Origin of the sequence: Stappia taiwanensis, assembly GCF_014635285.1 — a bacterium.
In the GTDB taxonomy this organism is placed as follows: domain Bacteria; phylum Pseudomonadota; class Alphaproteobacteria; order Rhizobiales; family Stappiaceae; genus Stappia; species Stappia taiwanensis.
In genome coordinates this window covers 223,524-245,339 of sequence record NZ_BMCR01000007.1, presented here as the reverse complement: position 1 = coordinate 245,339, position 21,816 = coordinate 223,524, and the positions used below count along the sequence as shown (strand labels likewise).

Sequence of the window (21,816 nt, the reverse complement as noted above, 5' to 3'; positions counted from 1 at the left end):
CGGGAAGGTGGTGCCATCGCCCTTTTGAGACGATGGCGACCCGTGGAGTGCTTTCCAGCGGGTGGGACAGCCGGGCAGGGCGCCGTCCCGATTGAGCGCTTGGGGATGTATACGCCCAAGCATCGCCAGAAAACTCCAGGGTTAAACACCCCGCAGAAAAGCGCCTGAAGGACACTGCTTACAGCGCGTGGCGATAGTCCAAAAGGATGTCGTCACGCGCCATGTTCGCAATGCCGCAAACGTCCCGGCTCCGGTCTGCATCGCAGCCGCGAGCCGAAGAGGCCATCAGGTCCCGGGCATGGTCAGCGAACCTCCACCATGACGCGTCCAGGGACTGCCCGCCCGCCGACATCGAGATGCCGAACCTCATAGCGGCCGGGCTTGGTCGGCATGGTCAGTTCGAATGTCATTCCTTCACCGGCGCAGGCGCGTCCACCACCTTCAACGCCTGTCTGGCAACCGTGCGGTCGCCCTGCTGGAGAACATACCTGATCTCATAGAGACCGGGCTCCGCCGGGGCCTCCAGTTCGTCCTGACGATTGTCCTCGACCCGGAAGTAATCCTGATACGCTCCCTCATCCGCTCCGGCAGGCACGATGGTGATATAGTCCTGCGGGTGGATGGACGCGGACCAGCCGATCCGCACGGGGGTTTTCGCTGGGGCGACCTCCGGTCCGGTCAGACTGACCTTCGCATCGATGACCTCCAGCGGTGTCGACGTCAGCGTGTGATTGTCCTCCTGCAGCACATAGCGCACCTCGTAGAGCCCCGGCTCGGCAGGCGCCACCAGACCGCCCTCGGTGGCGCCGTCCACGGTCAGGTAGTTGACGTAGGCGCCCTCTTTCGCTCCGGCGGGGGCGATGGCCACATAGTCCTGTGGGTGCACGACGGAAGACCACGAAACGTCGAAGCGGGCACCGGCTGTCACCTGCGCCGGGGCCGTGATGCCCATTTCGGCCGCCACGACCTCCACCGGGGTCGACGTCACCGTGTGATTGCCCTCCTGCAGCACATAGCGCACCTCGTAAAGCCCCGGCTCGGCAGGCGCCACCAGACCGCCCTCGGTGGCGCCGTCCACGGTCAGGTAGTTGATGTAGGCGCCCTCTTTCGCCCCGGCGGGGACGATGGCCACATAGTCCAGCGGGTGCACGACGGAAGACCACGACACGTTGAAGCGGGCACCGGTTGTCACCTGCGCCGGCGCCTTGATGCCGATTTCGGCCTCCACCACCTCCACCGGGACCGCGTTCAGCGTGCGATTGCCGTCGTTCAGCACATAGCGCAACTCGTAAAGCCCGGGCTTCGCAGGGGCCATCAGCCCGCCCTTCTTCTGATCTTCCACAATCAGGTAGTTGATGTAGGCACCCTCTTTCGCCTCGGGGGCAACGATGGCCAGATAGTCCTGCGGGGAAATGGAAGAAGACCAGGCAACGTCGAAGCGGGCCCCTGCCGTCACCTGCGCCGGGGCCTCAAGTGCGATATCGGGATCGTCAAGATGGGGCGGCTCTGGCTCGGCCTTTGCCTCTTCCTGCGCCGCCGGCTTCAGGTCCATGACATCCTGCACATGCGACAAGGCCTTCTTGAGCCCGGCGGCATCCTGCGCAGGCACGAACACCCCGCCGGTGTTTTCAGCGATGCAGGCAAGACCGGCATGTTCTTCCTCGGTCAGGTCGAAGCCGACCACATGGGCGGTAAATTTCACACCCTGCCGCGCCAGGTCCGCCGACAGCGCGCAAGGGTCGGCCTGGCAGGTCTCCAACCCATCGGAGATGAGGATCACGGTTGCCCGCGTGTCACGATAGGAAAGCTGCTCGGCCGCCTGCCGGATGGACTCGGTAAGCGGCGTGCGCCCGCGCGGTTTGATCCCGTCGATTGCCGCGACAAAAGCGGACCGGTCCAGCGGGACGGGCGCGATCAGTGTCTCGATATCGGTGCAATCCGCTTCGCGGCGGTGCCCGTAGGCCATCAGCCCCACATTGGCCTTTTCAGGCCAGGTCGCGATGAGGTCGCCCAACACCTCCCGGGCAATCTCGATCTTGGAAACGCCGTCGATCTGCCCCCACATCGAGCCGGAGGCGTCGTAGACGACCATCACGTCTTCCGTGGCACGCGCGGCGGTGGTGTCAGCGGCCGTGAGAGCGGCGGTGGCGCCGAGGGTGGCAATCGCCAGCATGGCGGGTTTGAAAAGTTGCATCGTCTCTTCCTTCCGGTCACGCCGCGCTCAGGCCGGGCGCAGATCACCCGTGTCCGCGCCCTGCTGGCGGTCACCGCCCAAGGCACGCGCCTTCAGTTTTCGAAATTTGGCCGACATCTGTTCAAGGCGCGCATCCCATTCGGGATCGGGCTCCTGACCCTCGATCGTCTTGAAATAGACCTGCATCAGGCAGGCGATGGCGAAGGGTTCCAGCAGCGCCGCCTTGACCGCCCAGGCGAAGAGCAGCGCGAACACAATCCCGCCGGCCGCCCAGGCGCCCGGCATCAGGTAGACGACCAGCGCGGCAGGGGCCAACATGACAAGGAAAACGATGAAGCCGAGGCCGTAGACGATGATCGCCAGCCAGGCCGCATTCTTCAGCATCACCTTGTAGTTCTGCCCGTAAAGGACGAGCGCGTCCTTCGCCGCCCCCCACGCATTGGTGGACTGGGTGCGGATGGCGTGGGCGAGAATCACTTCGTCAATGAAGCCGACCGCGATCCGCAGGAAGGCATGGAGGATACCCGCCAGCTGTTGGGCGCCGGGGATTGGCAGGATCGTCAGGATACCCCGGACAAGGCCGGTGATTGCACCGATCACCCCCTTGACCAGCTGGTCGAGAGCGAAGAGCACGTTGGTCTGGACAAAGCGCTCCTTCACGACCTCGGTCGCGTAGCTGATCTGCCGCTTTCCCCCGGGCATCGGCTTGCCGTCGATAAGCTGGACCAGCACCGCCACATGCCCGGCCTTCACCATATAGAGGATATACTCGCGGACCCAGTACATGACCGCGCCGAACAGGCCAAAGCCGACGGCGCCGCCCCAGAAGGTCGAGGTGGCGCGAAACTCCTCGTCGCCAAACCCGCCGATGCCGTAACCGATGCCCACTCCGGTCCCGGTAACCAGAATGTACCCAAGGGCGATACCGAAATAGACCGTCATTCGAAAGATGATGAATGGCGTGGTCCGCATCATCATCCCCAGTGCGCCGCCAATGCTGAAATCCCACATACCCGCGTCTCCGTCAGTCGAGAGCCGCAAGCTACCGGGGCGTGCATGCCGCCGCCCCATTCGTTTGAACAGGTACCGGCACGATGGTCCGCGTTCCGCTGCCGTCGCCCGGCGGCATCCGCCTCACCCGAGGCCTGCGCAGGCGAAGGGATACGCAAGGAAGATCGTGCAAAGGGAGGCTCATTCAGGAAAAGCAATTCGGCCCGGCGCCTATGACGCAAAAAGAAAAGGCCCCCAACGGGAGCCTTGTCTCGATCTCGCTAGAGCGATTATGGCGGGCCGAAGCCGACGAAACGGAGAACCATGCCGACGCCATAACCCGCTAATTTTTGGGAAAGAGCAAGTAGCTATGGGCGGAAAGCGGAAGTTCGCTGCGGGGTGATCGAATGACCGAAATGGGGCCGTGAGCGGAATGGCGGGTCCTGGCCGACAAGGGAAGGAAAGCTGCCGCTCGCCTAGCTTCGGGCGAAACGTCACCTCCGGGGCCGGGAGATGACAGTCCGCTTGCCCGCATAGCTTACTTAAGGCTGACATCCAATTGCTCTGCGCTCAAGGAATGGCAATACTCCTACGGTGAACAATATGCTTGCTAAGAAACAAGCAGAAAATAATCGAAAGAGGGGTGGGTGGTGAAGAGCGATCGAGCGGACGATTTTCAGAGATATATCGAAGCGGCAGGAGACGCGTTATTGGCAGCCATGTCAGTGTACGACCTGGCAACCGCAGCAAACAAAATGACATCTTTCGATTGTGTTGGAGACGGCAATGATGCTTGGAAAACAGGACCATTTTTAAGCGCAGGCAATGGCGAGGTGCCGATAGACCGATCACGCCCTTACTGTCTGATGATAAGTAAGGAGTTTTCAGTGTCGTCTACACTGGTAATTGGACCCAACCCAGAGGTCAGTAGCAACGGCGGCGTAAGAATCCCATCTCCCGACATCGGAAACGCCGAAAAAACGATATCAAAACTCATAATCATTGAGCAGTTCGAAATATTTAAGGACTTTTGGGTCAAGTATGATGGTCCATACAACGCCAAGCAGAATAAGAAATGGCGAGGAAGAAATTTCGACGACGTTCTGGATCGCCTTGAAACTCTAACTAACAGAAGGAACGAACTCGTTCACAACGATCCATGCGAGCCTCCGAAAATCAGAGAGGCAATCGACTTTTACTACGGTCTCCGTACCGCTTCAGAAAAACTTGTCGCAGCTCCAGCAACTGCCGGTTCGGCCCTAAGAAGCCTTATGCGATAATCTCTCTGCTTTGCAGAATAGTCCGTAGACTTTGTTTCAATGATACGCTCATTTTGCGTTGACAAGGAAAGTTAGCTCTTCGTGACCGCGCAACGGAGCTCTCTGCTTCCGATCTCGCATCGCGTTTAGGGTTCGGGCTGTCCAGTCCCTGCACATCGCTAATATCGGTAGGATTGCAGCAAACGCCCGCTTTCAGGGAGTGGCAAAAGCGCCTCGAATGTCCGGGTTGGGGGCGCGAAGCTGCCATTGCTTCAATACGTGTCGAATGACCGCTCCGGGCCGAACGTGGCCATCTCCAGTTTTCAGGAGTATCAGGCTGCAGCGTAGGACTGGCCGTTCGCCGCACCAACTTCGTGGTGTGCGGTGAACGGCAGTAATATCGCACTATGGCAATCTGGGGGGGGCAACCGGGGGGATTATGGCGGAGAGAGAGGGATTCGAACCCTCGGAACGCTTGCGCGCTCAACGGTTTTCGAGACCGCCCCGTTCAACCACTCCGGCACCTCTCCGCGACCGCGCGGCTCGTGGCCTCGCGGTGGGTGGCTACATAGCGAAGTGCGGAGCGGGGCACAAGAGGCGAAATGGGATATTCACCGCCTTTCCGCATCAAGGCGCCACAAGGGTCGTTTTTCGCGCCTTATTCTCCTGGCTCGGACGTTGACTTTGGCCCGCCGATACGTATAGTCCGCCTGCTTCGAGTGGGACCTTCGTGTCCCCTTTTTCGTTGCCCGAGGCTTTTCGCCGTCTTCATGCCGATCAGGTCCATGGCTCTTCGCCATGACATCCGGCGACGGCAGGGCGCGTTTCCGAGGAGCCGGCTTGCCGGCATCGGCTGCGTCTTTCGCAAAGTTTCCGGCCGGCGCTTATGCTATCGCGGACAGCGCCTCGCAGGAACGCCAAAGGGTGCGTTGACAAGCCGGCCGACCCAAGACGGGGCGCGCCGATTGCAAAAATGAAAAGAAGGACGTGCGAGACATGTTCGCAGTGATCAAGACGGGCGGCAAGCAGTACCGCGTCGCCCAGGACGATTTGGTGAAGATCGAGAAGCTCTCCGCGGATGCCGGCGAGACCGTGACCTTCGCAGACGTGCTGATGGTTGGCGGCGAGACCGAGACCATGATCGGCGCGCCGACGGTCGACGGCGCCAGCGTCGTCGGTGAGGTGGTCGAGCAGGCCCGTACCCGCAAGATCATCATCTTCAAGAAGCGTCGCCGCCAGAATTCGCGCCGCCGCAACGGCCACCGTCAGAGCTTCACCACGGTCAAGATCACCGATATCCTGACCGGCGGTGCCAAGCCGGCCGCCAAGAAGAAGGCCGCGAAGAGCGAAGACACCGCAAAGGCGGCGGAAGCCTCCGATGCGCTGCCGGTGCTGTTCACCGCGCCGGAAGGCCCGGCCGACGATCTGAAGAAGATCACCGGCGTCGGCCCCGTGCTGGAGAAGAAGCTGAACGCGCTGGGTATCACCACCTACGCGCAGGTCGCTGCCTTCAGCGCTGACGACATCGCCCGCGTCGACGAAGCCCTGTCCTTCAAGGGCCGCATCGAGCGCGACAACTGGGTTGAGCAGGCGACGGAGCTGGCGGCGAAGTAATTCGCCACCCCGTCGACGCCGATTGAAGATTTCGGACGAGGAGTTTCGTCATGGCACATAAAAAAGCAGGTGGTTCGTCCCGTAACGGTCGCGATTCCGCGGGTCGCCGTCTCGGTATCAAGAAGTACGGCGGCGAGATCGTCGTGCCGGGCAACATCATCGCGCGTCAGCGCGGCACCAAGTGGCATCCGGGCACGGGTGTTGGCATGGGCAAGGATCACACGATCTTCGCCACCATCGAAGGCACCGTGACCTTCGAAAGCAAAGCCAACAAGCGCACGTTTATCACCGTGACGCCACTCGTAGACGCAGCAGAGTAAAGCCGACGTGTTTCCAATGACTCGCCGGCGTCTCATCGACCCGGCGGTTTGAGGAAAACCGGCATGATCGCGAAGGATCAGGGGAGATGGGGCACCATCTCCCCTTTTTCTTTGCCGAATTGCCGGAGGACATCATGGTTGCCGATCTGGAAGAAAGTCTCGACGAGGAAAGTTTCTGCGCTGCCGGCGCGCCGCAGGAGACCGCAAGGCTCCGGCTCGACCTGCCGCGCAGCGATGACCTTGCCGACATTGTTACCCTTGCCAACAACCGCAAGGTTGCCACCATGGTGGCGACCATGCCCTCGCCCTTCACCCTCGACGACGGCCGGGCGCTGGTTGCCCGGGCAGCGGCAGCCACCCGCGACCGCGCCAAGTTCGCCATCCGCATGAAGTCGACCGGCCGGTTCATCGGCGCCACCGGCTTTCACCGGTCGGAAGAGGACGGGGCAATTCATCTGGGCTACTGGCTCGGCGAACCGTTCTGGGGCCAGGGGCTGGCGACCGAGGCGGCCCAGTCGGTGGTCGACTTCATCTTCTGCAGCACCGGCACCTCCCGCCTGATCGGCGCGGCACGGGTGACCAATCCGGCCTCGCGCCGGGTGCTGATGAAATGCGGCTTCCACCTGCTCGACCAGGGCATGATCCATTCGCGCGGCGCCGGCGGCCCGGTCGCTGTCGACAGGTTCGGCCTCGACCGGAGCACCTGGCTTGCCCTGAAGCGGTGGGGCAAGGTGTCCTGAGGCGGGAAACGAGCCGGGCGGGATGACCGTTCGCGCCGTCAAATCAGGCGGCGTCCGGTTTCAAACCTTGCCGGGAACGCCGGGGATCGGGTATTGGCTGGGGCTTCGCGGCCCGCGCTCCCGATCACCGGCGCGGCGCCGCCTTCGGCCCTTGCCTTGACCACATGATGTTTCCACCTGTTACATCGGCCTGAACGCGCAGACAGAAAGCAGACCAGTTCATGAAATTTCTCGATCAGGCGAAGATCTACGTGCGCTCGGGCGACGGCGGCGCCGGCTCAGTCTCCTTCCGGCGCGAAAAATACATCGAGTATGGCGGTCCGGACGGCGGCGATGGCGGACGCGGCGGCGATGTCTTCGTGGAATGCGTCGAGGGGCTGAACACGCTGATCGACTACCGCTTCCACCAGCATTTCAAGGCCAAGACCGGAATGCACGGCATGGGGCGCAACCGCTCCGGCGGCAAGGGCGACGATGTGGTGCTGAAAGTACCGGTCGGCACCGAGATCCTGGAAGAAGACAATGAGACGGTCATCGCCGATCTCACCGAGCCGGGCCAGCGGCTGTTGCTGCTGAAAGGCGGCAATGGCGGGTTTGGCAACGCCCATTTCAAATCCTCCACCAACCAGGCGCCGCGCCATGCCAATCCGGGCCTTCAGGGCGAGGAAAAGTGGATCTGGCTGCGGTTGAAGCTGATTGCCGATGTGGGGCTCGTCGGCATGCCGAACGCGGGCAAGTCGACCCTGCTCGCGGCGGTCTCCGCGGCGCGGCCGAAAATCGCCGACTATCCCTTCACCACGCTGCATCCCAATCTCGGCGTCGTGGAGATCGACGGGCGCGGTTTCGTGCTGGCCGATATTCCCGGACTGATTGAGGGGGCCCATGACGGGGTCGGCCTTGGCGACCGGTTCCTGGGGCATGTGGAGCGCACCCGCACCCTGCTGCATCTGGTCGACGGCACCCAGGAGGATCCGGCGGAGGCCTATCGGGTGGTGCGCGGCGAACTGGACGCCTATGGCCATGGCCTTGCCGACAAGCCGGAGGTGGTGGCGCTGACCAAGGTCGACGCGCTCAGCGAGGAGATCCGCGCCGAGAAGGCCGGCGAGCTGGAAGCGGCCTGCGGCCAGCCCCCCTTGCTGCTGTCCTCGACCAGCGGCGAGAATGTCGACCGCACCCTGCGCATGCTGATCCGCGCCATCGACAAGGACCGCGAGGCCGAGGCAAGCCAGGTACCCCAGGTGCCGGACGAGCCCTGGCATCCGTGAGACCGGTGACATGAGCGAAACGCGCGAACAGGATGGCGGGCAGCTTTCCCGCTACAAACGCATTGTCGTCAAGATCGGCTCCGCCCTGCTGGTGGAGCGCGGCGCGTTGAAACGTGCTTGGCTGGACGCCCTGTGCGCCGACCTTGCGGCGCTTTCCGAACGGGGCGCGGAGGTGATCGTTGTCTCCTCCGGAGCGATCGCGCTCGGGCGCGGCGTGCTCGGCCTGCCGCGCGGCGCCCTGAAGCTGGAGCAGGCGCAGGCCGCCGCTTCGGTTGGTCAGGTGGCCCTCGGTCATGCCTATGCCGAAGCCCTCGGCGGGCGCGGCCTGACTGCCGGCCAGATCCTGCTGACGCTCGGCGACACGGAAGAGCGCCGGCGCTATCTCAACGCCCGCGCCACCGTGGAGACCCTGTTGCGGCTGGGGGCGGTGCCGATCGTCAACGAGAACGACACGGTGGCCACCTCGGAAATCCGCTACGGCGACAATGACCGGCTCGCCGCCCGGGTCGCGACCATGGCCAGCGCCGATTGTCTGGTGCTTCTGTCCGATGTGGACGGGCTCTACACCGCCCCGCCGGCCTCCGACCCGACGGCCGAGTTCCTGCCGCGCGTGCCCCGCATCACGGCGGAGATCGAGGCCATGGCCGGCGCCGCCGGCTCGGAACTGTCGCGCGGCGGCATGCGCACCAAGATCGACGCGGCGAAGATCGCCACCGCAGCGGGCACCGTCATGGCAATCGCCAGCGGCACGCGGCTCAACCCGCTGGCGGCCATCGAGGCCGGCGGACGGGCCACCTGGTTCGAGGCCCGCTCCACCCCCGCCACGGCCCGCAAGGCCTGGATCGGCGGACATCTGGAACCGCGCGGCACCTTGCAGCTCGATGCCGGGGCGATCCGGGCGGTGATTGCCGGCAAAAGCCTGCTGCCGGCGGGCGTGCGGGCGGTGACCGGCGCATTCAGCCGCGGCGATGCGGTGCGCCTTCTTGCCCCCGATGGCCGCGACATCGGCCGTGGCCTCGTAGCCTATGACCACCCGGACGCGCAGCGGATCATCGGGCGGAACAGCCGGGAGATTTCCGCGATTCTCGGTTATGCGGGACGCGCGGAAATGGTACACAGGGACGATCTCGTCCTGAGCGGGCATACGGGCGAACCGACGGCCCAGGCAATGCCGGAGGCCGCTGGCCAGACGGGCAGCGCAAACCAACTTTGAGCGAGACGCAGGCTTTCCCTGCCAAGAGGAAGACGGACCATGCTTGAGCTGGCAACCACGGGCAAGACCGACATCGCGGATCTGATGCGGGACATGGGCGCGCGGGCACGCGCGGCAGCGCGGCAGATCGCCATGGCTCCGGCGGAACGCAAGAACGCGGCCCTGCATGCCATGGCAGCGGAAGTCCGCGCCGGGCAGGCCGAGATCCTTGCGGCCAATGCCGAGGACATCAAGGCGATGACCGAGGGCGGCCAGACCGCTGCCTATCTCGACCGGGGCACGCTGACGGGCGAGCGCATCGAGGCCATCGCCGCCGGGCTTGAGGCCATCGCGGCGCTGGAAGATCCGGTCGGCGCCGTCATCAGTGCCTGGGACCGGCCCAATGGCCTGAGGATCGAACGGGTACGCACGCCGCTCGGCGTGATCGGCGTGATCTACGAAAGCCGTCCGAATGTCACGGTGGATGCCGGAGCCCTGTGCCTGAAGGCCGGCAACGCGGTGATCCTGCGCGGCGGCTCCGATACGATTCGCTCCAACCTCGCCCTGCACCGGGCGCTGACCCGTGGGCTGGAGGCAGCGGGCCTGCCCGCCGACGCCATTCAGGTGGTGCCGGTGACCGACCGTGCCGCCGTCGGCGAGATGCTGAAGGGGCTCGATGGCCAGATTGACGTGATCGTGCCGCGCGGCGGCAAGAGCCTGGTCGCCCGGGTGCAGAGCGAAGCCCGGGTGCCGGTCTTTGCCCATCTGGAGGGCCTGTGCCATCTGGTCGTCGATCGCGGCGCCGATCTGGACATGGCCGTCAGCATCGTCGCCAACGCCAAGATGCGGCGCACGGGCATTTGCGGCGCGCTGGAAACCCTGCTGGTGGACCGGGCGGTCGCCGCGACCCATCTTGCGCCAATCTGCAAGGCGCTCATCGCCAAGGGCTGCGAGCTTCGGGGCGATGCCGAGGTTTGCGCCGCCATTCCCGAGGCGAAGCCCGCCGTGGAGCAGGACTGGCGGACCGAGTATCTCGACGCGGTTCTGTCGATCCGCATCGTCGACGACCTCAATGCCGCCATCGAGCACATCGAAACCTATAGCTCCCATCACACCGACGGCATCATCACCGATGATCCGGCGGCGGCGGAGGCATTCTTCAACGCGGTCGATTCGGCGATTCTGACCCACAATGCCTCGACCCAGTTCGCCGATGGCGGAGAGTTCGGCATGGGCGCGGAAATCGGCATCGCCACCGGGCGGATGCATGCGCGCGGGCCGGTTGGCGTGGAACAGCTCACCAGCTTCAAGTACCGGGTGCGCGGCACGGGACAGGTCCGTCCTTGACGATGACCGGTCTGCCCTGTCCCCTACCCCGTCCCATGCCCGGCCCTCGGTCCTGCCCGCCCGCCCTGCGGACCGCATGACCGGTTCGTTCGACCTCCCCTGGTCCGATCCGAGGCTGCGCATTCCCCATGCGGAGCCCGGCAATCGGATTGGCCTGTTCGGCGGCTCGTTCAACCCGCCGCATTCCGGTCATCGGCTGGTGGCCGAGGTGGCCCTGAAACGGCTCGGGCTGAACCAGGTCTGGTGGATGGTGACGCCAGGCAACCCCTTGAAGGATCATGCGAACCTGGCGCCGCTTTCCGAGCGCCTCGATGAGGTTGCCCGGTATGCCGATCATCCGGCCATGCGCGTCACCGCGCTGGAGGCGCGGTTCGCCAGCAGCTACAGCGCCCGCACCATCGATCGGCTGATCCGCCTGCGTCCGCGTCTGACCTTCGTCTGGATCATGGGCGCGGACAATCTGGCCGGGTTCCACCGTTGGCAGGATTGGCGCGGCATCATGCAACGCCTGCCGGTGGCGATCGTCGACCGGCCCGGCGCCACCTTGTCGCCCCTGTCGGCGCCGGCGGCCCACAGCTTCGCCGCCGCACGGGTGGACGAAGCCTGTGCCGCATCGCTTGCCTCGCGCGCGCCACCAGCCTGGACGTTCCTGCACACGCCGCTCGATTCCACCTCCTCCACGGCCTTGCGTGACCGTCCGGGCCGGGAGAACCCGCGCCGATCCGCGACCATGCCTTGAAAAGGCCCCTATCCCCGGCGTATCCTAGGGTGTAGACCCATAAATGAGGTCGAAATGGTTTGAGGCGGATTGCTTCTGATCAAGGAGCGAAGACGCAGGAAATGTGGTTCATTTTCAAGTCTTTCGCGACGTGAGAGCAGGTGCAATCCAGTCAAATCCGAAGGACATGGAAATGGCTTCACCTCGCGTCGTCAGCGCGCTTGACCGAGCAAAAAGCCCGCTCTGCGCACGCTTTCTCGCGGAAGGTTCGCCATTTCCCATGCCATATCACCTCATTTATGGGTCTACACCCTACGGCAGCGCTCTGGGAGGATAACCGCAGTCGCCTTCCCGGATGTGCCGGGTCGGGCATGGCTATCTGGACAGAATTCCGGATGGCGTTACAGCCCATCAATGCAAACTGGACGAAAGGCAATCCGTCTGAGCATGACCTTTGAGACCGAGGGGACGGCCATGACCGCTCCTCATCCCGTCGCAGCCGGCACGCAGAAGCGTGTGGGGTTGCACGACACCGTTCTCGCCTCGCTCGCCGATTCGAAGGCCGAGGACATCGTTTCCATCGACATCACCGGAAAATCCTCGATGGCCGACCAGGTTGTCGTTGCCTCCGGGCGGTCGCACCGGCACGTGGGTGCCATTGCCGACCACCTGCTGCGCGACATCAAGGAGAGCGGCCAGGGGGCGGCGCGGGTCGAGGGGGTACCGCAGTGTGACTGGGTGCTGATCGACGCGGGCGATGTGATCGTCCACATCTTCCGGCCAGAGGTGCGCGACTTCTACAACATCGAAAAGATGTGGTCGGTCGACGTTTCCGCACCGGGGCACTGACGCAGGCCGAGGCCTGAAGAAGCCACGCGGCGCAGAGCGCCGGCCAATCCGGGCCGGCGAAGGGGACGGGCGCGCTCCCTTCCCCCTTTCGGGCAAGGGCCGCCGACAGGCGCTTGCCTTGATGCCTCCGCCCCTGGCCCGCGTCCTTGCGCCGCGTTGCGGATGGCCCATTTCCTTCCAGACACCAACCGGTTGCCCAAGACATGCGCGTTCACCTTGCCTGCATCGGCCGCCTGAAATCCGGCCCTGAGCGCGACCTGTTCGACCGCTACGCCGATCGCGCGCGCAAGGCCGGACGGGCGCTCGGGCTCACCCTGTCGCCGGTGATCGAATTGCCGGAGGCGCGGGGTCCGCGCGCCGAGGACCGCAAGGCCGCCGAGGCCGAGGCACTGCTCGACACCCTGCCCGCCGGGGCTGTGATCGTGGCCCTCGACGAGGGCGGCAAGACCATGACCAGCGAGCGGTTCGCGCAGATGCTGGAACGGCACAAGGACACCGGCTCCTCCGATCTCGCTCTTGTCATCGGCGGACCGGATGGGCATGGCGAGGCGCTGTTGCAGGCCTCTCGCATGTCCCTTGCGCTCGGCCCGATGACCTGGCCGCACCAGATTGCCCGGGTGCTGATCTGCGAGCAGGTCTACCGGGCCATCACCATTCTCAGCGGCCACCCGTACCACCGCACCTAACGGGTCACGCCAGCTCTCGCGCATTGCGCCAGCCCTTGGGGAAAACGGTAAGAGACGGCGGATTGCCCGCTTTCCGCCCAATTTCTCCGATAGCGCTTGATGCCGAGGCAGCAGGGGGGAGGCTTAACCACTCGTTAGGGTTGACGTTTCGTTAACGTCCATCGGGCAGACTTTTGTCCATGAAACAAGCCCGCCTCCGCCGGACCTTTCCTAAAGATGTCCTGCCGGAGAGACCGAGCGGCAAGTCGCAGGGGATTGCCGAGAGTGAAGCGAACATGGTTCGCGCTGGCAGCCGTTTGTCTTACGTCCGTGTTCGGGCCCGCAAACGGGCCCATGCCCGCCCAGGCGGTGGAGCAGGAACCGGCCCGGACCGATGCGGATGGCACTTCCGCCAGAGCGGCGAAAGACGCCGCAACAAGCGGGAAGGCAAGCGCCGCGCAAGAGATGAAGGGGGGCAAGGATCCACTCGCGGATCGAAAAGCCCAACGGGAAGAAGAGCTGTCCGCGCTGACGCGCGACCTGTCGCTGTCGGCCGACCGGCAGGCAGCGATCGCCCGGGAGATCCGCGCGATCGACCGGGACAGGCAGGCTCTGAATACGGATCTGCTGCGAACCGCCCAGCGGGTAACGCAGCTGGAAGAGCAGTTGGCGGCGACCGAAAGCCGGTTGCGCCGACTGGGGGAAAACGAGGACGCCGTGCGCGCTTCTTTGGCTGACCGACAAGATGTGCTCGCCGAAGTGCTCTCCGCCCTGCAGCGGATCGGGCAGCGGCCGCCGCCGGCGCTCGCCGTGCGTCCCAAGGATGCGCTTGGCGCCGTGCGCAGCGCACTTCTGCTGAATGCGGTGATGCCGGATCTGCACATCGAGGCGCAGGCCCTTGCCAGCGACCTGGCCGAGTTGCGCAAGCTGAAACTGTCAAGCGCCGCTGAACGGGACCGGCTGGTGGCCGATACGGGCCGGCTCAACGAGGAGCGGCACCGGGTCGAGCTTCTGGTCGCCTCCAAGCGGCGCGAGCAGGAACGCAGCCAGGCCGAGTTGGAACAGGAGCAGGCGCGCTCGGAAGAGCTGGCGCAAAAGGCGAAATCCCTGGAAGACCTGATCTCCAGCCTGGAAAACGAGATCGCCAGCGCACGCGAGGCGGCGGAGGCCGCCCGCAAGGCGGCTCTCGCCCGGGCGAGCGGCACGGTCCGCGATCAGGATCCGTTCAAGGATCCGGGGCGACTTGCCCCGGCCATGGCCTTTGCCTCGGCCAAGGGACGGCTCACCGCACCGGTATCGGGCACGCTGCTGCGTGATTTCGGTGCCGACGACGGCTTCGGCGGACGCAGCCAGGGCCGCTCGATCGCCACCCGTGCCCGGGCCCAGGTGGTGTCGCCGGCGGATGGCTGGGTGGTCTATGCCGGCCCCTTCCGCTCCTATGGCGAGGTCTTGATCCTCAACGCCGGGGATGGATATCATATCCTCCTTGCCGGGATGGACCGGATCCGGGTGCAGCAGGGGCAATTCGTGCTGGCCGGCGAGCCGGTGGCGGCGATGGGCGATACACGGATCGCCAGCGCTGCAACGATCAACCTTTCTGCACCGCAGCCGGTGCTCTATGTAGAATTTAGGAAAGACGGCATTTCGATCGACTCTTCCCCCTGGTGGAGCCGACCCGAAGACGAAAAGGTTCGCGGATGATTCGGAAAGCTTCCCTGTTGCTGTGCGGCGCGCTGATTGGCGGCGCATCCGTCATAGCCCTGTCGCAGATGCCGGTCCGTGTCAGCGGCGTCGCCAACGCGGCCGCCTCTGACACCTATCGCCAGCTGAATCTCTTCGGCGATGTCTTCGAGCGGATCCGCTCCGACTACGTCGAGGTTCCCGACGATGCGGCCCTGGTCGAATCGGCCATCAACGGCATGCTCAGCTCGCTCGACCCGCATTCCAGCTACATGTCGCCGAAACATTTCCGCGACATGCAGGTGCAGACGCGCGGCGAGTTCGGCGGCCTCGGCATCGAGGTGACCATGGAGGACGGGCTGGTCAAGGTGGTGACGCCGATCGACGATACCCCGGCCTTCAAGGCTGGCGTGATGGCCGGCGATCTGATCACCCATCTGGACGGCGAACAGGTGCAGGGCCTGACGCTGTCCGAGGCGGTGGAGAAGATGCGCGGCCCGGTCAACACCGACATCGAGATCGTCGTCCGCCGCGAAGGCGTCGATGAGCCGATCACGATCAAGATCACCCGCGACACCATTCGCATCCGCTCGGTGCGCAACCGGGTCGAGGGCGAGGTGGGCTATATCCGCATCACCCAGTTCAACGAGCAGACCTTCGACGGGCTGAAGGACAGCATCGACACGCTGACGACGGAGATCGGCGAGGACAAGCTGAAGGGCTTCATCCTCGATCTGCGCAACAATCCCGGCGGGCTTCTCGATCAGGCCATCGCCGTGTCCGATGCGTTCCTCGATCGCGGCGAGATTGTCTCCACCCGTGGCCGCAACAGCGACGAGACCCAGCGCTACAACGCCCGCTCCGGCGATCTGGTCGGCGATTATCCGGTGATCGTGCTGATCAACGGCGGCTCGGCCTCGGCTTCGGAGATCGTCGCCGGTGCCCTGCAGGATCACCGCCGGGCGACCATCCTCGGCACCCGTTCCTTCGGCAAGGGCTCGGTGCAGACGATCGTTCCGCTCGGTGCCAATGGCGCCATCCGGCTGACCACCGCGCGCTACTTCACCCCCTCGGGTGTCTCCATCCAGGCCAAGGGCATCACCCCGGACATCGAGGCCCTGCAGGTTCTTCCCGAAGAGCTGCGCGGCAAGGTGGAAACCAAGGGCGAAGCGGGCTTGCGCGGTCACCTCAAGGGCGCGGAAGAGGACGAGCAGGGCTCCGGCAGCCAGGCCTACGTCCCGCCGGATCCCAAGGACGATTCGCAGCTCAAGCTGGCGCTCGACCTTCTGAACGGGGTTCAGGCGAACAGCGCCTTCCCGCCGGTCGGCGACAAGAAAGCCGGCGTTCCCAACTGATATCCTCCAAGGCCGCGCTCGCCAGGGCGCGGCCTTGGACATGACGGCCCAGGACATCCGGGAAACCGGCCGATAGGGAGCGGCCGGTCCAGCCTCCCGTGAAACGCGACAAAGAGGGATCATGGCGGGCAATGACCTGTCGGCACCGCTGGGGCTCGGCAAACGTAGATACCTCAATCTCCCTCTTGGCCTGATCGGGGCGGGGCTGGCCACGGTTCTCGTGACCACCGCGCTTGTGTGGATCGGCGTGGTGGAAGACCCGCTTGGCGGTGAACCGATGGCCACCGTTCCGCTGGAACGGTCGGTGGACGGCCTCTCTTCCCGCGATTTCGGCGTTGTCGAGATTCGGCCGTCGCTTGAAAACAAGGGCCAGCACGGCGACGGCAGCCCAGGCGAGGAGAACGAACCGCTCGGGCCCCGCTTTGAGCCCAAACCGGCCACCGAAACCGAGAACGGTCCGCATCCGGCCAAGGTCGCGGTCTCCGGCGTCGGCGGGTTGTCGTTCCGCCCCGATGCCCGGCTGATCGAGCCCGGCCCGCATGGCCCGCTGCCCAAGGTCTCCGACGGCGGTCTCAGACCACTCGACATCTATGCCCGTCCGGCAAGCCAGACCTACACCGCCGTTCCCAAGATCGCGATCATTGTCGGCGGCCTCGGCCTGTCGCAGACCAGCACCCAGGCGGCCATCGAGCGGCTCCCGGCCGACGTGACCCTCGGCTTCGCGCCCTATGGCGCCAGTCTCGACCGCTGGATGCAGCATGCCCGTCGCGACGGCCATGAGCTCCTGCTGCAGCTGCCGATGGAGCCGTTCGACTATCCCGACAACGATCCCGGCCCGCACACCCTGCTGGTGAGCCACGATACCAAGCAACTCAGGGAACGGCTGTCCTGGCTGCTCAGCCGCCTGACCAACTACGTCGGCGTGATGAACTACATGGGCGCCAGATTCAGCGCCACCGACACCTCGCTGGCGATGCTGCTTGAAGAGATCACCGAGCGCGGCTTGATGTACACCGACGACGGTTCTTCCTCGCGCAGCAAGGCGGAGGCCATCGCCAAGGGCCTGCGCACCCCCTTTTCCCAGGCGGATCTGGTCATTGATGATGTGCCCCGGCCGGCGGAAATCACCGCCCGGCTGTTGCAGCTTGAAGGCACCGCCCGCGCGCAAGGGGTCGCGGTCGGCGTCGCCAGCGCCCTGCCGGTCACCATCGAACAGCTGTCGGCCTGGTCGAAGGATCTGGAGGAACGCGGCCTGCAACTGGTTCCGATCAGCGCCTCCATTGACCGAACACCCCGGTAAGGCACGGTCCGCCCCAACGCACCGTCCTTGCCGCCAGCAACCCCGCCCCGGAGCTTCCCCGGAATGCCTGACACCGCAATGCCAGACCCCTCGCTACCCTACCGTCCTTGCGTCGGCGTCATGCTGATCAACCCGGCCGGCCTTGTCTGGATTGGCAAGCGCGACCCCTCCGGCGGGGCCGACAAGACCCATGCCTGGCAGATGCCGCAAGGGGGCATCGACACCGGCGAAACGCCGCTCGCCGCCGCCAGACGGGAGCTCTACGAGGAAACCTCCATCCGGTCGGTCAGCCTGATCGCTGAGGCCCCGGGCTGGTATGCCTATGACTACTCGCCTGAGATCATCCAGGCGAGCCGCCGCGGCCGCTATCGCGGCCAGACGCAGAAATGGTTCGCCTTTCGCTTCGAAGGCGCGGAAGACGAGATCAACATCCTGACCCCGCCGGACGATCACAAGGCGGAGTTTTGCAGCTGGCGCTGGAGCCGGGCGGCGGAATTGCCGGAACTGGTCATTCCGTTCAAGCGCAAGGTCTACGAGCAGATCGTCCGGAGCTTCGCCCCCTTCACCATCTGAGCCGGAGCGTTCCTCCCGCCCGCAGCGTCCCCTGGTCGTGACAGGTACTCTCCGACGCCGATCCGCGTTAGGCTACCTTCCGGGGAGCGTGTGGAGGGAGAGATGGATGCCAAAGTCAATCTGGCGGGCCGAAGAATCCTGATCACCGGCGCATCGAGCGGTCTTGGTGCACATTTCGCCAAACTCGTTGCCAGCCGTGGCGCCAGTGTTGCCGTCGCCGCCCGCCGCTACGAGCGGCTGGCGGCCCTTGCCAGAGAACTCGACCTGCTCGGCGCGCCCCGCACGGTGACCATCGCTCTGGATGTGGGCGATGGAGCCTCGATCCATGCCTGTGTCGCCGACGCGGTCTCGGCGCTGGGAGGTCTCGACATCCTCGTCAACAACGCCGGCATCGTGCGCGAGGGGCTGGCGATCGACCAGACGGCAGAGGATTTCGACGCGGTCCTTTCGGTCAACCTGCGCGGCGTCTGGCTGATGGCGGTGGCAACCGCGCGGTACTGGCGCGAAACGCACCATCCCGGCAACATCGTCAATATCGCCTCGATCCTGGGCGAGCGGGTCAGCCCCGGCACCGCCTCCTATTGTGTCTCGAAGGCCGGCGTGGTGCAGATGACCAAGGCACTGGCGCTGGAATTCGCCCGCCACCGGATCCGCGTCAATGCGCTTGAGCCGGGCTATTTCGAAACCGAGATCAATCGGGGCTTCTTCGGCACGGAGGCCGGCAAGGAGATGGTTCGCCGGATTCCCATGCGCCGCATCGGCGTTCCGGAGGATCTCGATGGCCCCTTCCTGCTTCTGGCGAGCGAGGCGTCCCGGTTCATGACCGGTGCGTCAATCCCGGTCGATGGCGGTCATCTGCTGTCCTGAGGCAAGCGTCCCGTGACGGCGAGAGTCATCCGGACACTGTCACGAAACGGGTTAAGTTGCCGGGCCCAGCGCCTCGGCCCACTCCGCGCGCACGCAGGCATCGTCCTCGTTGGCGGCACGATCTTGCGCAAGACCTCTGAACTCCTCGGCGGGCAGCAGGCGCGCCGCCGCCCAGATCGCCATGCCGCGCACTACCGGCGCCGGATCGTCGATCAGCTCCACCACCGCCGCCGCCAGCGCCGGATCGCCGGAATTTCCGGCGGCGACGAGACAGTTGCGCAGGAAGCGGTCGCGGCCGATGCGCTTGACCGGCGAGCCGGAAAACATCTGCCGGAATGCGCCGTCGTCCAGTTTCAGAAGCTCCGCCAGGCGCGGCGCCAGAAGATCCTCCCGCGCCTGCAGCTTCACCTCGCGCGCCGCGCTGGCGAACTTGTTCCAGGGACAGGCGGCGAGACAATCGTCACAGCCATAGATTCGGTTGCCGATGGCAGCGCGAAACTCGTGCGGGATCGGTCCCTTGTTCTCGATGGTCAGATAGGAAATGCAGCGGCGCGCATCGAGCCGGTAGGGCGCGGGAAACGCTTTCGTCGGACAGGCATCGAGACAGGCGCGGCAGGAGCCACAATGATCGCTTTCGCGTGCGTCCGGCGGCAGATCCAGCGTGGTGAAGATCTCAGCCAGGAACAGCCAGGAGCCCAGTCGGCGCGAGACCAGATTGGTGTGCTTGCCCTGCCAGCCGATGCCGGCGGCCTCTGCCAGCGGCTTTTCCATCACCGGTGCGGTGTCGACGAACACCTTGACCTCGCCCTCCACCTCCATCCGCCGCGCCCGAGCGAGCAGATGCTGCGCCAGCTCCTTCAGCCGCCCTTTCATGATGTCGTGATAGTCGCGGTTGCGGGCATAGACCGAGATCGTCGCCCGGTCGGGCTGGTCGAGGGTCACGCGCGGATCGACCTCGGGGCCGTAGGACAGGCCGAGCGAAATGACGCTGCGCACCTCGGGCCAGAGGCCGCGCGGATCGGCCCGCCGCTCGGCCGTCTCGTCCATCCACACCATGGAACCGTGATGACCATCGCTCAGGAAGCGGGCAAGCCGCTCACCGGTGCCGATCTCGTCAAGGGCATCGGCGGCCGTCACCCGGCAATCGTCGAACCCCAGGGCCTGGGCTTTTTCCAGCAGCGCCCGTTTCAGTCTCTCGCCGCGCACCGGGCCTAGAAGTCCAGATCCGCGTAGCTGGGCGCCGGAGGCATGCCCAGCATCTTTTCCGACAGAAGCGGACGGAAGGACGGGCGCGATTTGACCCGCGCGTACCACGCCTTCATGTTCTCTTCGGTCGCCCATGTCACCTCGCCCAGATAGTCGGCGCAGGACAATTCGGCCGCCACCGCGAGATCGGCAAAGGTCAGCTTCTCGCCGGCGAGCCAGTTCCGCGCCGCTGCAAGATAACCGAAATACCGCAGGTGATGGCCGATATTTGCCCGCGCCGCCCTGAGGCTTGCCGAATCAGGCGAACCGCCGCCCATGGAGGCGGGCATTTCCTGCTTGTAGATCCGCTCGCGCACGAACGGGCCGACCACCTCGCCATCGAGCTTGTTCAGGGCCCAGTCGACCAGCCGCCGGGTTTCCGCCCGCGCTTCCGGATGGTCCGGCATCAAGCGGCGGTCGCCGACCGCATAGCCGCGGGTCTCATCCAGATACTCCATGATCGCATAGGCCCCGCAGATCGGCGGCCCCTCGTATTCCTGAAGAACCGGCACGGTGCCGGCGGCATTCAGCATCAGGAAGCCGCGTCGCCGCTCCCAGGGTCGCTCGGCGACCAGCTCCACCTTGGCGCCGTATTCCGCCAGCACAAGGCGGATGAATCGAGACGCAGGGGAGAAGGGGTGATGATACAGGGTGAGCATAAGAGGATCGTAACCGGTTGCGGTTAATCAAACGATGCATGACGCGCCGGTTGGCGGCCTGTATGAACAGCCGGCACGCGCCCATATAGGCCGGCGCGCGACAATGCACAACGGATGTCGTATCTCGTCCGCGTCCTTCCCCCGGCCGGATCCTGAAACCAGAGAGAAATGCCCATGCAAACGGAGACCCTCGTCGGAGCCCTGATCCTCGGTCTGGTCGAAGGGCTGACGGAGTTCATTCCGGTTTCCTCCACAGGGCATATCCTGCTGCTCGGTCACTTCATCGGCTTCAACAGCACCGGCAAGACCTTCGAGGTATTGATCCAGCTCGGTGCGATCCTGGCGATCCTGACAGTCTATGCCAGCCGGCTCCTGACCATCGCCGCCGACCTGCCGACCAGCCCGGCGGCGCGGCGCTTCGTCATCGGCATCCTGCTCGCCTTCCTGCCCGCCGCCGTCATCGGCGTGATAGCCCATGGGTACATCAAGACCGTACTGTTCTATTCACCGGCGCTGATCTGCACCACGCTGCTGGTCGGCGGCATCGTTCTTCTGGCGATCGACCGGATGCCGCTGAAACCGCGCTATCACGATGCCATGGACTATCCGCTGTGGCTGTGCCTCGCCATCGGCTTCTGCCAGACGCTGGCGATGGTTCCCGGTGTCTCCCGCTCGGGCGCAACCATTGCCGGGGCGCTGCTGCTGGGCACCGACAAGCGCTCGGCGGCGGAGTTTTCCTTCTTCCTGGCCATGCCGACCATGGCCGGCGCCTTCGCCTATGACCTGTTCAAGAATCGCGACGTTCTGTCGATGGACGATGCGACGGTGATCACCGTCGGCTTCGTTGCCGCCTTTGTGACGGCGGTGTTCGTGGTGCGCGGGCTGCTCGACTTCGTCAGCAAGCATGGGTTCGCGCCCTTCGCCTGGTGGCGCATTCTGGTCGGCCTTGCCGGCTTCGCGGGCCTTTATCTCGTCGGCTGACCC

Annotated in this window: 20 protein-coding genes and 1 tRNA gene; 16 read left to right on the top strand and 5 right to left on the bottom strand. The window is 64.9% G+C overall.

All coding sequences use genetic code 11. From position 1 onward, the window contains the following. Positions 1 to 406 precede the first annotated feature (406 nt). Together IEV83_RS16490 and IEV83_RS16485 are read right to left on the bottom strand one after the other, a co-directional pair. Complete coding sequence (locus IEV83_RS16490; RefSeq protein ID WP_181761683.1) at positions 407 to 2,194, bottom strand: vWA domain-containing protein; 1,788 nt, start codon at positions 2,192 to 2,194, stop codon at positions 407 to 409. A gap of 27 nt (positions 2,195 to 2,221) precedes the next feature. Further along, positions 2,222 to 3,205 carry a hypothetical protein gene (locus tag IEV83_RS16485; RefSeq protein ID WP_181761694.1) on the bottom strand — a complete coding sequence of 328 codons (984 nt, stop codon included), beginning with the start codon at positions 3,203 to 3,205 and terminating at the stop codon, positions 2,222 to 2,224. 626 nt (positions 3,206 to 3,831) lie between these two features. Between IEV83_RS16485 and IEV83_RS16480 the strand changes: the two genes are divergently transcribed. Continuing rightward, positions 3,832 to 4,464, top strand: a complete 633-nt coding sequence (locus tag IEV83_RS16480) for a hypothetical protein (protein ID WP_181761682.1) — start codon at positions 3,832 to 3,834, stop codon at positions 4,462 to 4,464. Between the two features lie 419 nt (positions 4,465 to 4,883). Here IEV83_RS16480 and IEV83_RS16475 read toward each other — a convergent pair. After that, positions 4,884 to 4,973: transfer RNA gene (locus IEV83_RS16475), tRNA-Ser, on the bottom strand. A gap of 466 nt (positions 4,974 to 5,439) precedes the next feature. Here IEV83_RS16475 and IEV83_RS16470 point away from each other — a divergent pair. The 14 genes from IEV83_RS16470 (at position 5,440) to IEV83_RS16405 (ending at position 18,928) form a co-directional block, all read left to right on the top strand. Then, positions 5,440 to 6,057: a 50S ribosomal protein L21 gene (locus tag IEV83_RS16470; RefSeq protein WP_181761681.1), complete on the top strand. Its 618-nt coding sequence runs from the start codon at positions 5,440 to 5,442 to the stop codon at positions 6,055 to 6,057. A 50-nt stretch (positions 6,058 to 6,107) separates the two neighbouring features. Continuing rightward, positions 6,108 to 6,377, top strand: a complete 270-nt coding sequence (rpmA, locus tag IEV83_RS16465) for a 50S ribosomal protein L27 (RefSeq protein ID WP_181761680.1) — start codon at positions 6,108 to 6,110, stop codon at positions 6,375 to 6,377. Positions 6,378 to 6,463: 86 nt separating this feature from the next. Then, positions 6,464 to 7,117 (top strand): GNAT family N-acetyltransferase, encoded by a 654-nt coding sequence (locus IEV83_RS16460; protein WP_209003211.1) that lies wholly within the window; start codon positions 6,464 to 6,466, stop codon positions 7,115 to 7,117. Positions 7,118 to 7,338: 221 nt separating this feature from the next. Continuing rightward, on the top strand, positions 7,339 to 8,382 hold the full coding sequence (obgE, locus tag IEV83_RS16455; protein WP_181761679.1) for a GTPase ObgE: 1,044 nt from the start codon (positions 7,339 to 7,341) through the stop codon (positions 8,380 to 8,382). A gap of 10 nt (positions 8,383 to 8,392) precedes the next feature. Beyond that, positions 8,393 to 9,595: a glutamate 5-kinase gene (gene proB, locus IEV83_RS16450; protein WP_181761678.1), complete on the top strand. Its 1,203-nt coding sequence runs from the start codon at positions 8,393 to 8,395 to the stop codon at positions 9,593 to 9,595. Positions 9,596 to 9,634: 39 nt separating this feature from the next. Next, positions 9,635 to 10,921, top strand: a complete 1,287-nt coding sequence (locus IEV83_RS16445) for a glutamate-5-semialdehyde dehydrogenase (RefSeq protein WP_181761677.1) — start codon at positions 9,635 to 9,637, stop codon at positions 10,919 to 10,921. A 76-nt stretch (positions 10,922 to 10,997) separates the two neighbouring features. Continuing rightward, positions 10,998 to 11,660, top strand: a complete 663-nt coding sequence (locus IEV83_RS16440; RefSeq protein ID WP_181761676.1) for a nicotinate-nucleotide adenylyltransferase — start codon at positions 10,998 to 11,000, stop codon at positions 11,658 to 11,660. Positions 11,661 to 12,113: 453 nt separating this feature from the next. Further along, entirely contained in the window at positions 12,114 to 12,488 is a 375-nt protein-coding gene (rsfS, locus tag IEV83_RS16435) for a ribosome silencing factor (RefSeq protein ID WP_244628216.1), read from the top strand. A 203-nt stretch (positions 12,489 to 12,691) separates the two neighbouring features. Then, the gene (gene rlmH / locus IEV83_RS16430) at positions 12,692 to 13,174 is read left to right on the top strand and encodes a 23S rRNA (pseudouridine(1915)-N(3))-methyltransferase RlmH (protein ID WP_181761674.1); all 483 of its coding nucleotides are present in this window, start codon (positions 12,692 to 12,694) and stop codon (positions 13,172 to 13,174) included. A gap of 333 nt (positions 13,175 to 13,507) precedes the next feature. Then, positions 13,508 to 14,854: a murein hydrolase activator EnvC family protein gene (locus IEV83_RS16425; RefSeq protein WP_181761673.1), complete on the top strand. Its 1,347-nt coding sequence runs from the start codon at positions 13,508 to 13,510 to the stop codon at positions 14,852 to 14,854. After that, positions 14,851 to 16,188, top strand: a complete 1,338-nt coding sequence (locus IEV83_RS16420; RefSeq protein ID WP_181761672.1) for a S41 family peptidase — start codon at positions 14,851 to 14,853, stop codon at positions 16,186 to 16,188. The genes IEV83_RS16425 and IEV83_RS16420 overlap by 4 nt, the downstream gene beginning before the upstream one ends. Before the next feature lie 121 nt (positions 16,189 to 16,309). Next, positions 16,310 to 17,488, top strand: a complete 1,179-nt coding sequence (locus IEV83_RS16415) for a divergent polysaccharide deacetylase family protein (RefSeq protein WP_181761671.1) — start codon at positions 16,310 to 16,312, stop codon at positions 17,486 to 17,488. Positions 17,489 to 17,551: 63 nt separating this feature from the next. After that, positions 17,552 to 18,061, top strand: a complete 510-nt coding sequence (locus tag IEV83_RS16410; protein ID WP_244628215.1) for an RNA pyrophosphohydrolase — start codon at positions 17,552 to 17,554, stop codon at positions 18,059 to 18,061. 102 nt (positions 18,062 to 18,163) lie between these two features. Next, positions 18,164 to 18,928: an SDR family NAD(P)-dependent oxidoreductase gene (locus IEV83_RS16405; RefSeq protein ID WP_181761670.1), complete on the top strand. Its 765-nt coding sequence runs from the start codon at positions 18,164 to 18,166 to the stop codon at positions 18,926 to 18,928. Between the two features lie 51 nt (positions 18,929 to 18,979). On the opposite strand, the gene queG is transcribed toward IEV83_RS16405, so the two are convergent. Both queG and IEV83_RS16395 read right to left on the bottom strand, forming a co-directional pair. After that, positions 18,980 to 20,134 carry a tRNA epoxyqueuosine(34) reductase QueG gene (queG, locus tag IEV83_RS16400; RefSeq protein WP_181761669.1) on the bottom strand — a complete coding sequence of 385 codons (1,155 nt, stop codon included), beginning with the start codon at positions 20,132 to 20,134 and terminating at the stop codon, positions 18,980 to 18,982. Between the two features lie 5 nt (positions 20,135 to 20,139). Then, positions 20,140 to 20,832, bottom strand: coding sequence for a glutathione S-transferase family protein (locus IEV83_RS16395; RefSeq protein ID WP_181761668.1), 693 nt, complete (start codon positions 20,830 to 20,832; stop codon positions 20,140 to 20,142). A gap of 174 nt (positions 20,833 to 21,006) precedes the next feature. Here IEV83_RS16395 and IEV83_RS16390 point away from each other — a divergent pair, with 174 nt between their 5' ends. Continuing rightward, positions 21,007 to 21,813, top strand: a complete 807-nt coding sequence (locus tag IEV83_RS16390; protein ID WP_181761667.1) for an undecaprenyl-diphosphate phosphatase — start codon at positions 21,007 to 21,009, stop codon at positions 21,811 to 21,813. Positions 21,814 to 21,816: the final 3 nt, after the last annotated feature.

Coding starts and splice junctions, on each gene's coding strand:
- IEV83_RS16490 (WP_181761683.1), bottom strand. CDS start 2,194: ATGCAACTTTTCAAACCCGCCATGCTGGCGATTGCCACCCTCGGCGCC.
- IEV83_RS16485 (WP_181761694.1), bottom strand. CDS start 3,205: ATGTGGGATTTCAGCATTGGCGGCGCACTGGGGATGATGATGCGGACC.
- IEV83_RS16470 (WP_181761681.1), top strand. CDS start 5,440: ATGTTCGCAGTGATCAAGACGGGCGGCAAGCAGTACCGCGTCGCCCAG.
- rpmA (WP_181761680.1), top strand. CDS start 6,108: ATGGCACATAAAAAAGCAGGTGGTTCGTCCCGTAACGGTCGCGATTCC.
- IEV83_RS16460 (WP_209003211.1), top strand. CDS start 6,464: ATGGGGCACCATCTCCCCTTTTTCTTTGCCGAATTGCCGGAGGACATC.
- obgE (WP_181761679.1), top strand. CDS start 7,339: ATGAAATTTCTCGATCAGGCGAAGATCTACGTGCGCTCGGGCGACGGC.
- proB (WP_181761678.1), top strand. CDS start 8,393: ATGAGCGAAACGCGCGAACAGGATGGCGGGCAGCTTTCCCGCTACAAA.
- IEV83_RS16445 (WP_181761677.1), top strand. CDS start 9,635: ATGCTTGAGCTGGCAACCACGGGCAAGACCGACATCGCGGATCTGATG.
- IEV83_RS16440 (WP_181761676.1), top strand. CDS start 10,998: ATGACCGGTTCGTTCGACCTCCCCTGGTCCGATCCGAGGCTGCGCATT.
- rsfS (WP_244628216.1), top strand. CDS start 12,114: ATGACCGCTCCTCATCCCGTCGCAGCCGGCACGCAGAAGCGTGTGGGG.
- rlmH (WP_181761674.1), top strand. CDS start 12,692: ATGCGCGTTCACCTTGCCTGCATCGGCCGCCTGAAATCCGGCCCTGAG.
- IEV83_RS16425 (WP_181761673.1), top strand. CDS start 13,508: ATGCCCGCCCAGGCGGTGGAGCAGGAACCGGCCCGGACCGATGCGGAT.
- IEV83_RS16420 (WP_181761672.1), top strand. CDS start 14,851: ATGATTCGGAAAGCTTCCCTGTTGCTGTGCGGCGCGCTGATTGGCGGC.
- IEV83_RS16415 (WP_181761671.1), top strand. CDS start 16,310: ATGGCGGGCAATGACCTGTCGGCACCGCTGGGGCTCGGCAAACGTAGA.
- IEV83_RS16410 (WP_244628215.1), top strand. CDS start 17,552: ATGCCTGACACCGCAATGCCAGACCCCTCGCTACCCTACCGTCCTTGC.
- IEV83_RS16405 (WP_181761670.1), top strand. CDS start 18,164: ATGGATGCCAAAGTCAATCTGGCGGGCCGAAGAATCCTGATCACCGGC.
- IEV83_RS16395 (WP_181761668.1), bottom strand. CDS start 20,832: ATGCTCACCCTGTATCATCACCCCTTCTCCCCTGCGTCTCGATTCATC.
- IEV83_RS16390 (WP_181761667.1), top strand. CDS start 21,007: ATGCAAACGGAGACCCTCGTCGGAGCCCTGATCCTCGGTCTGGTCGAA.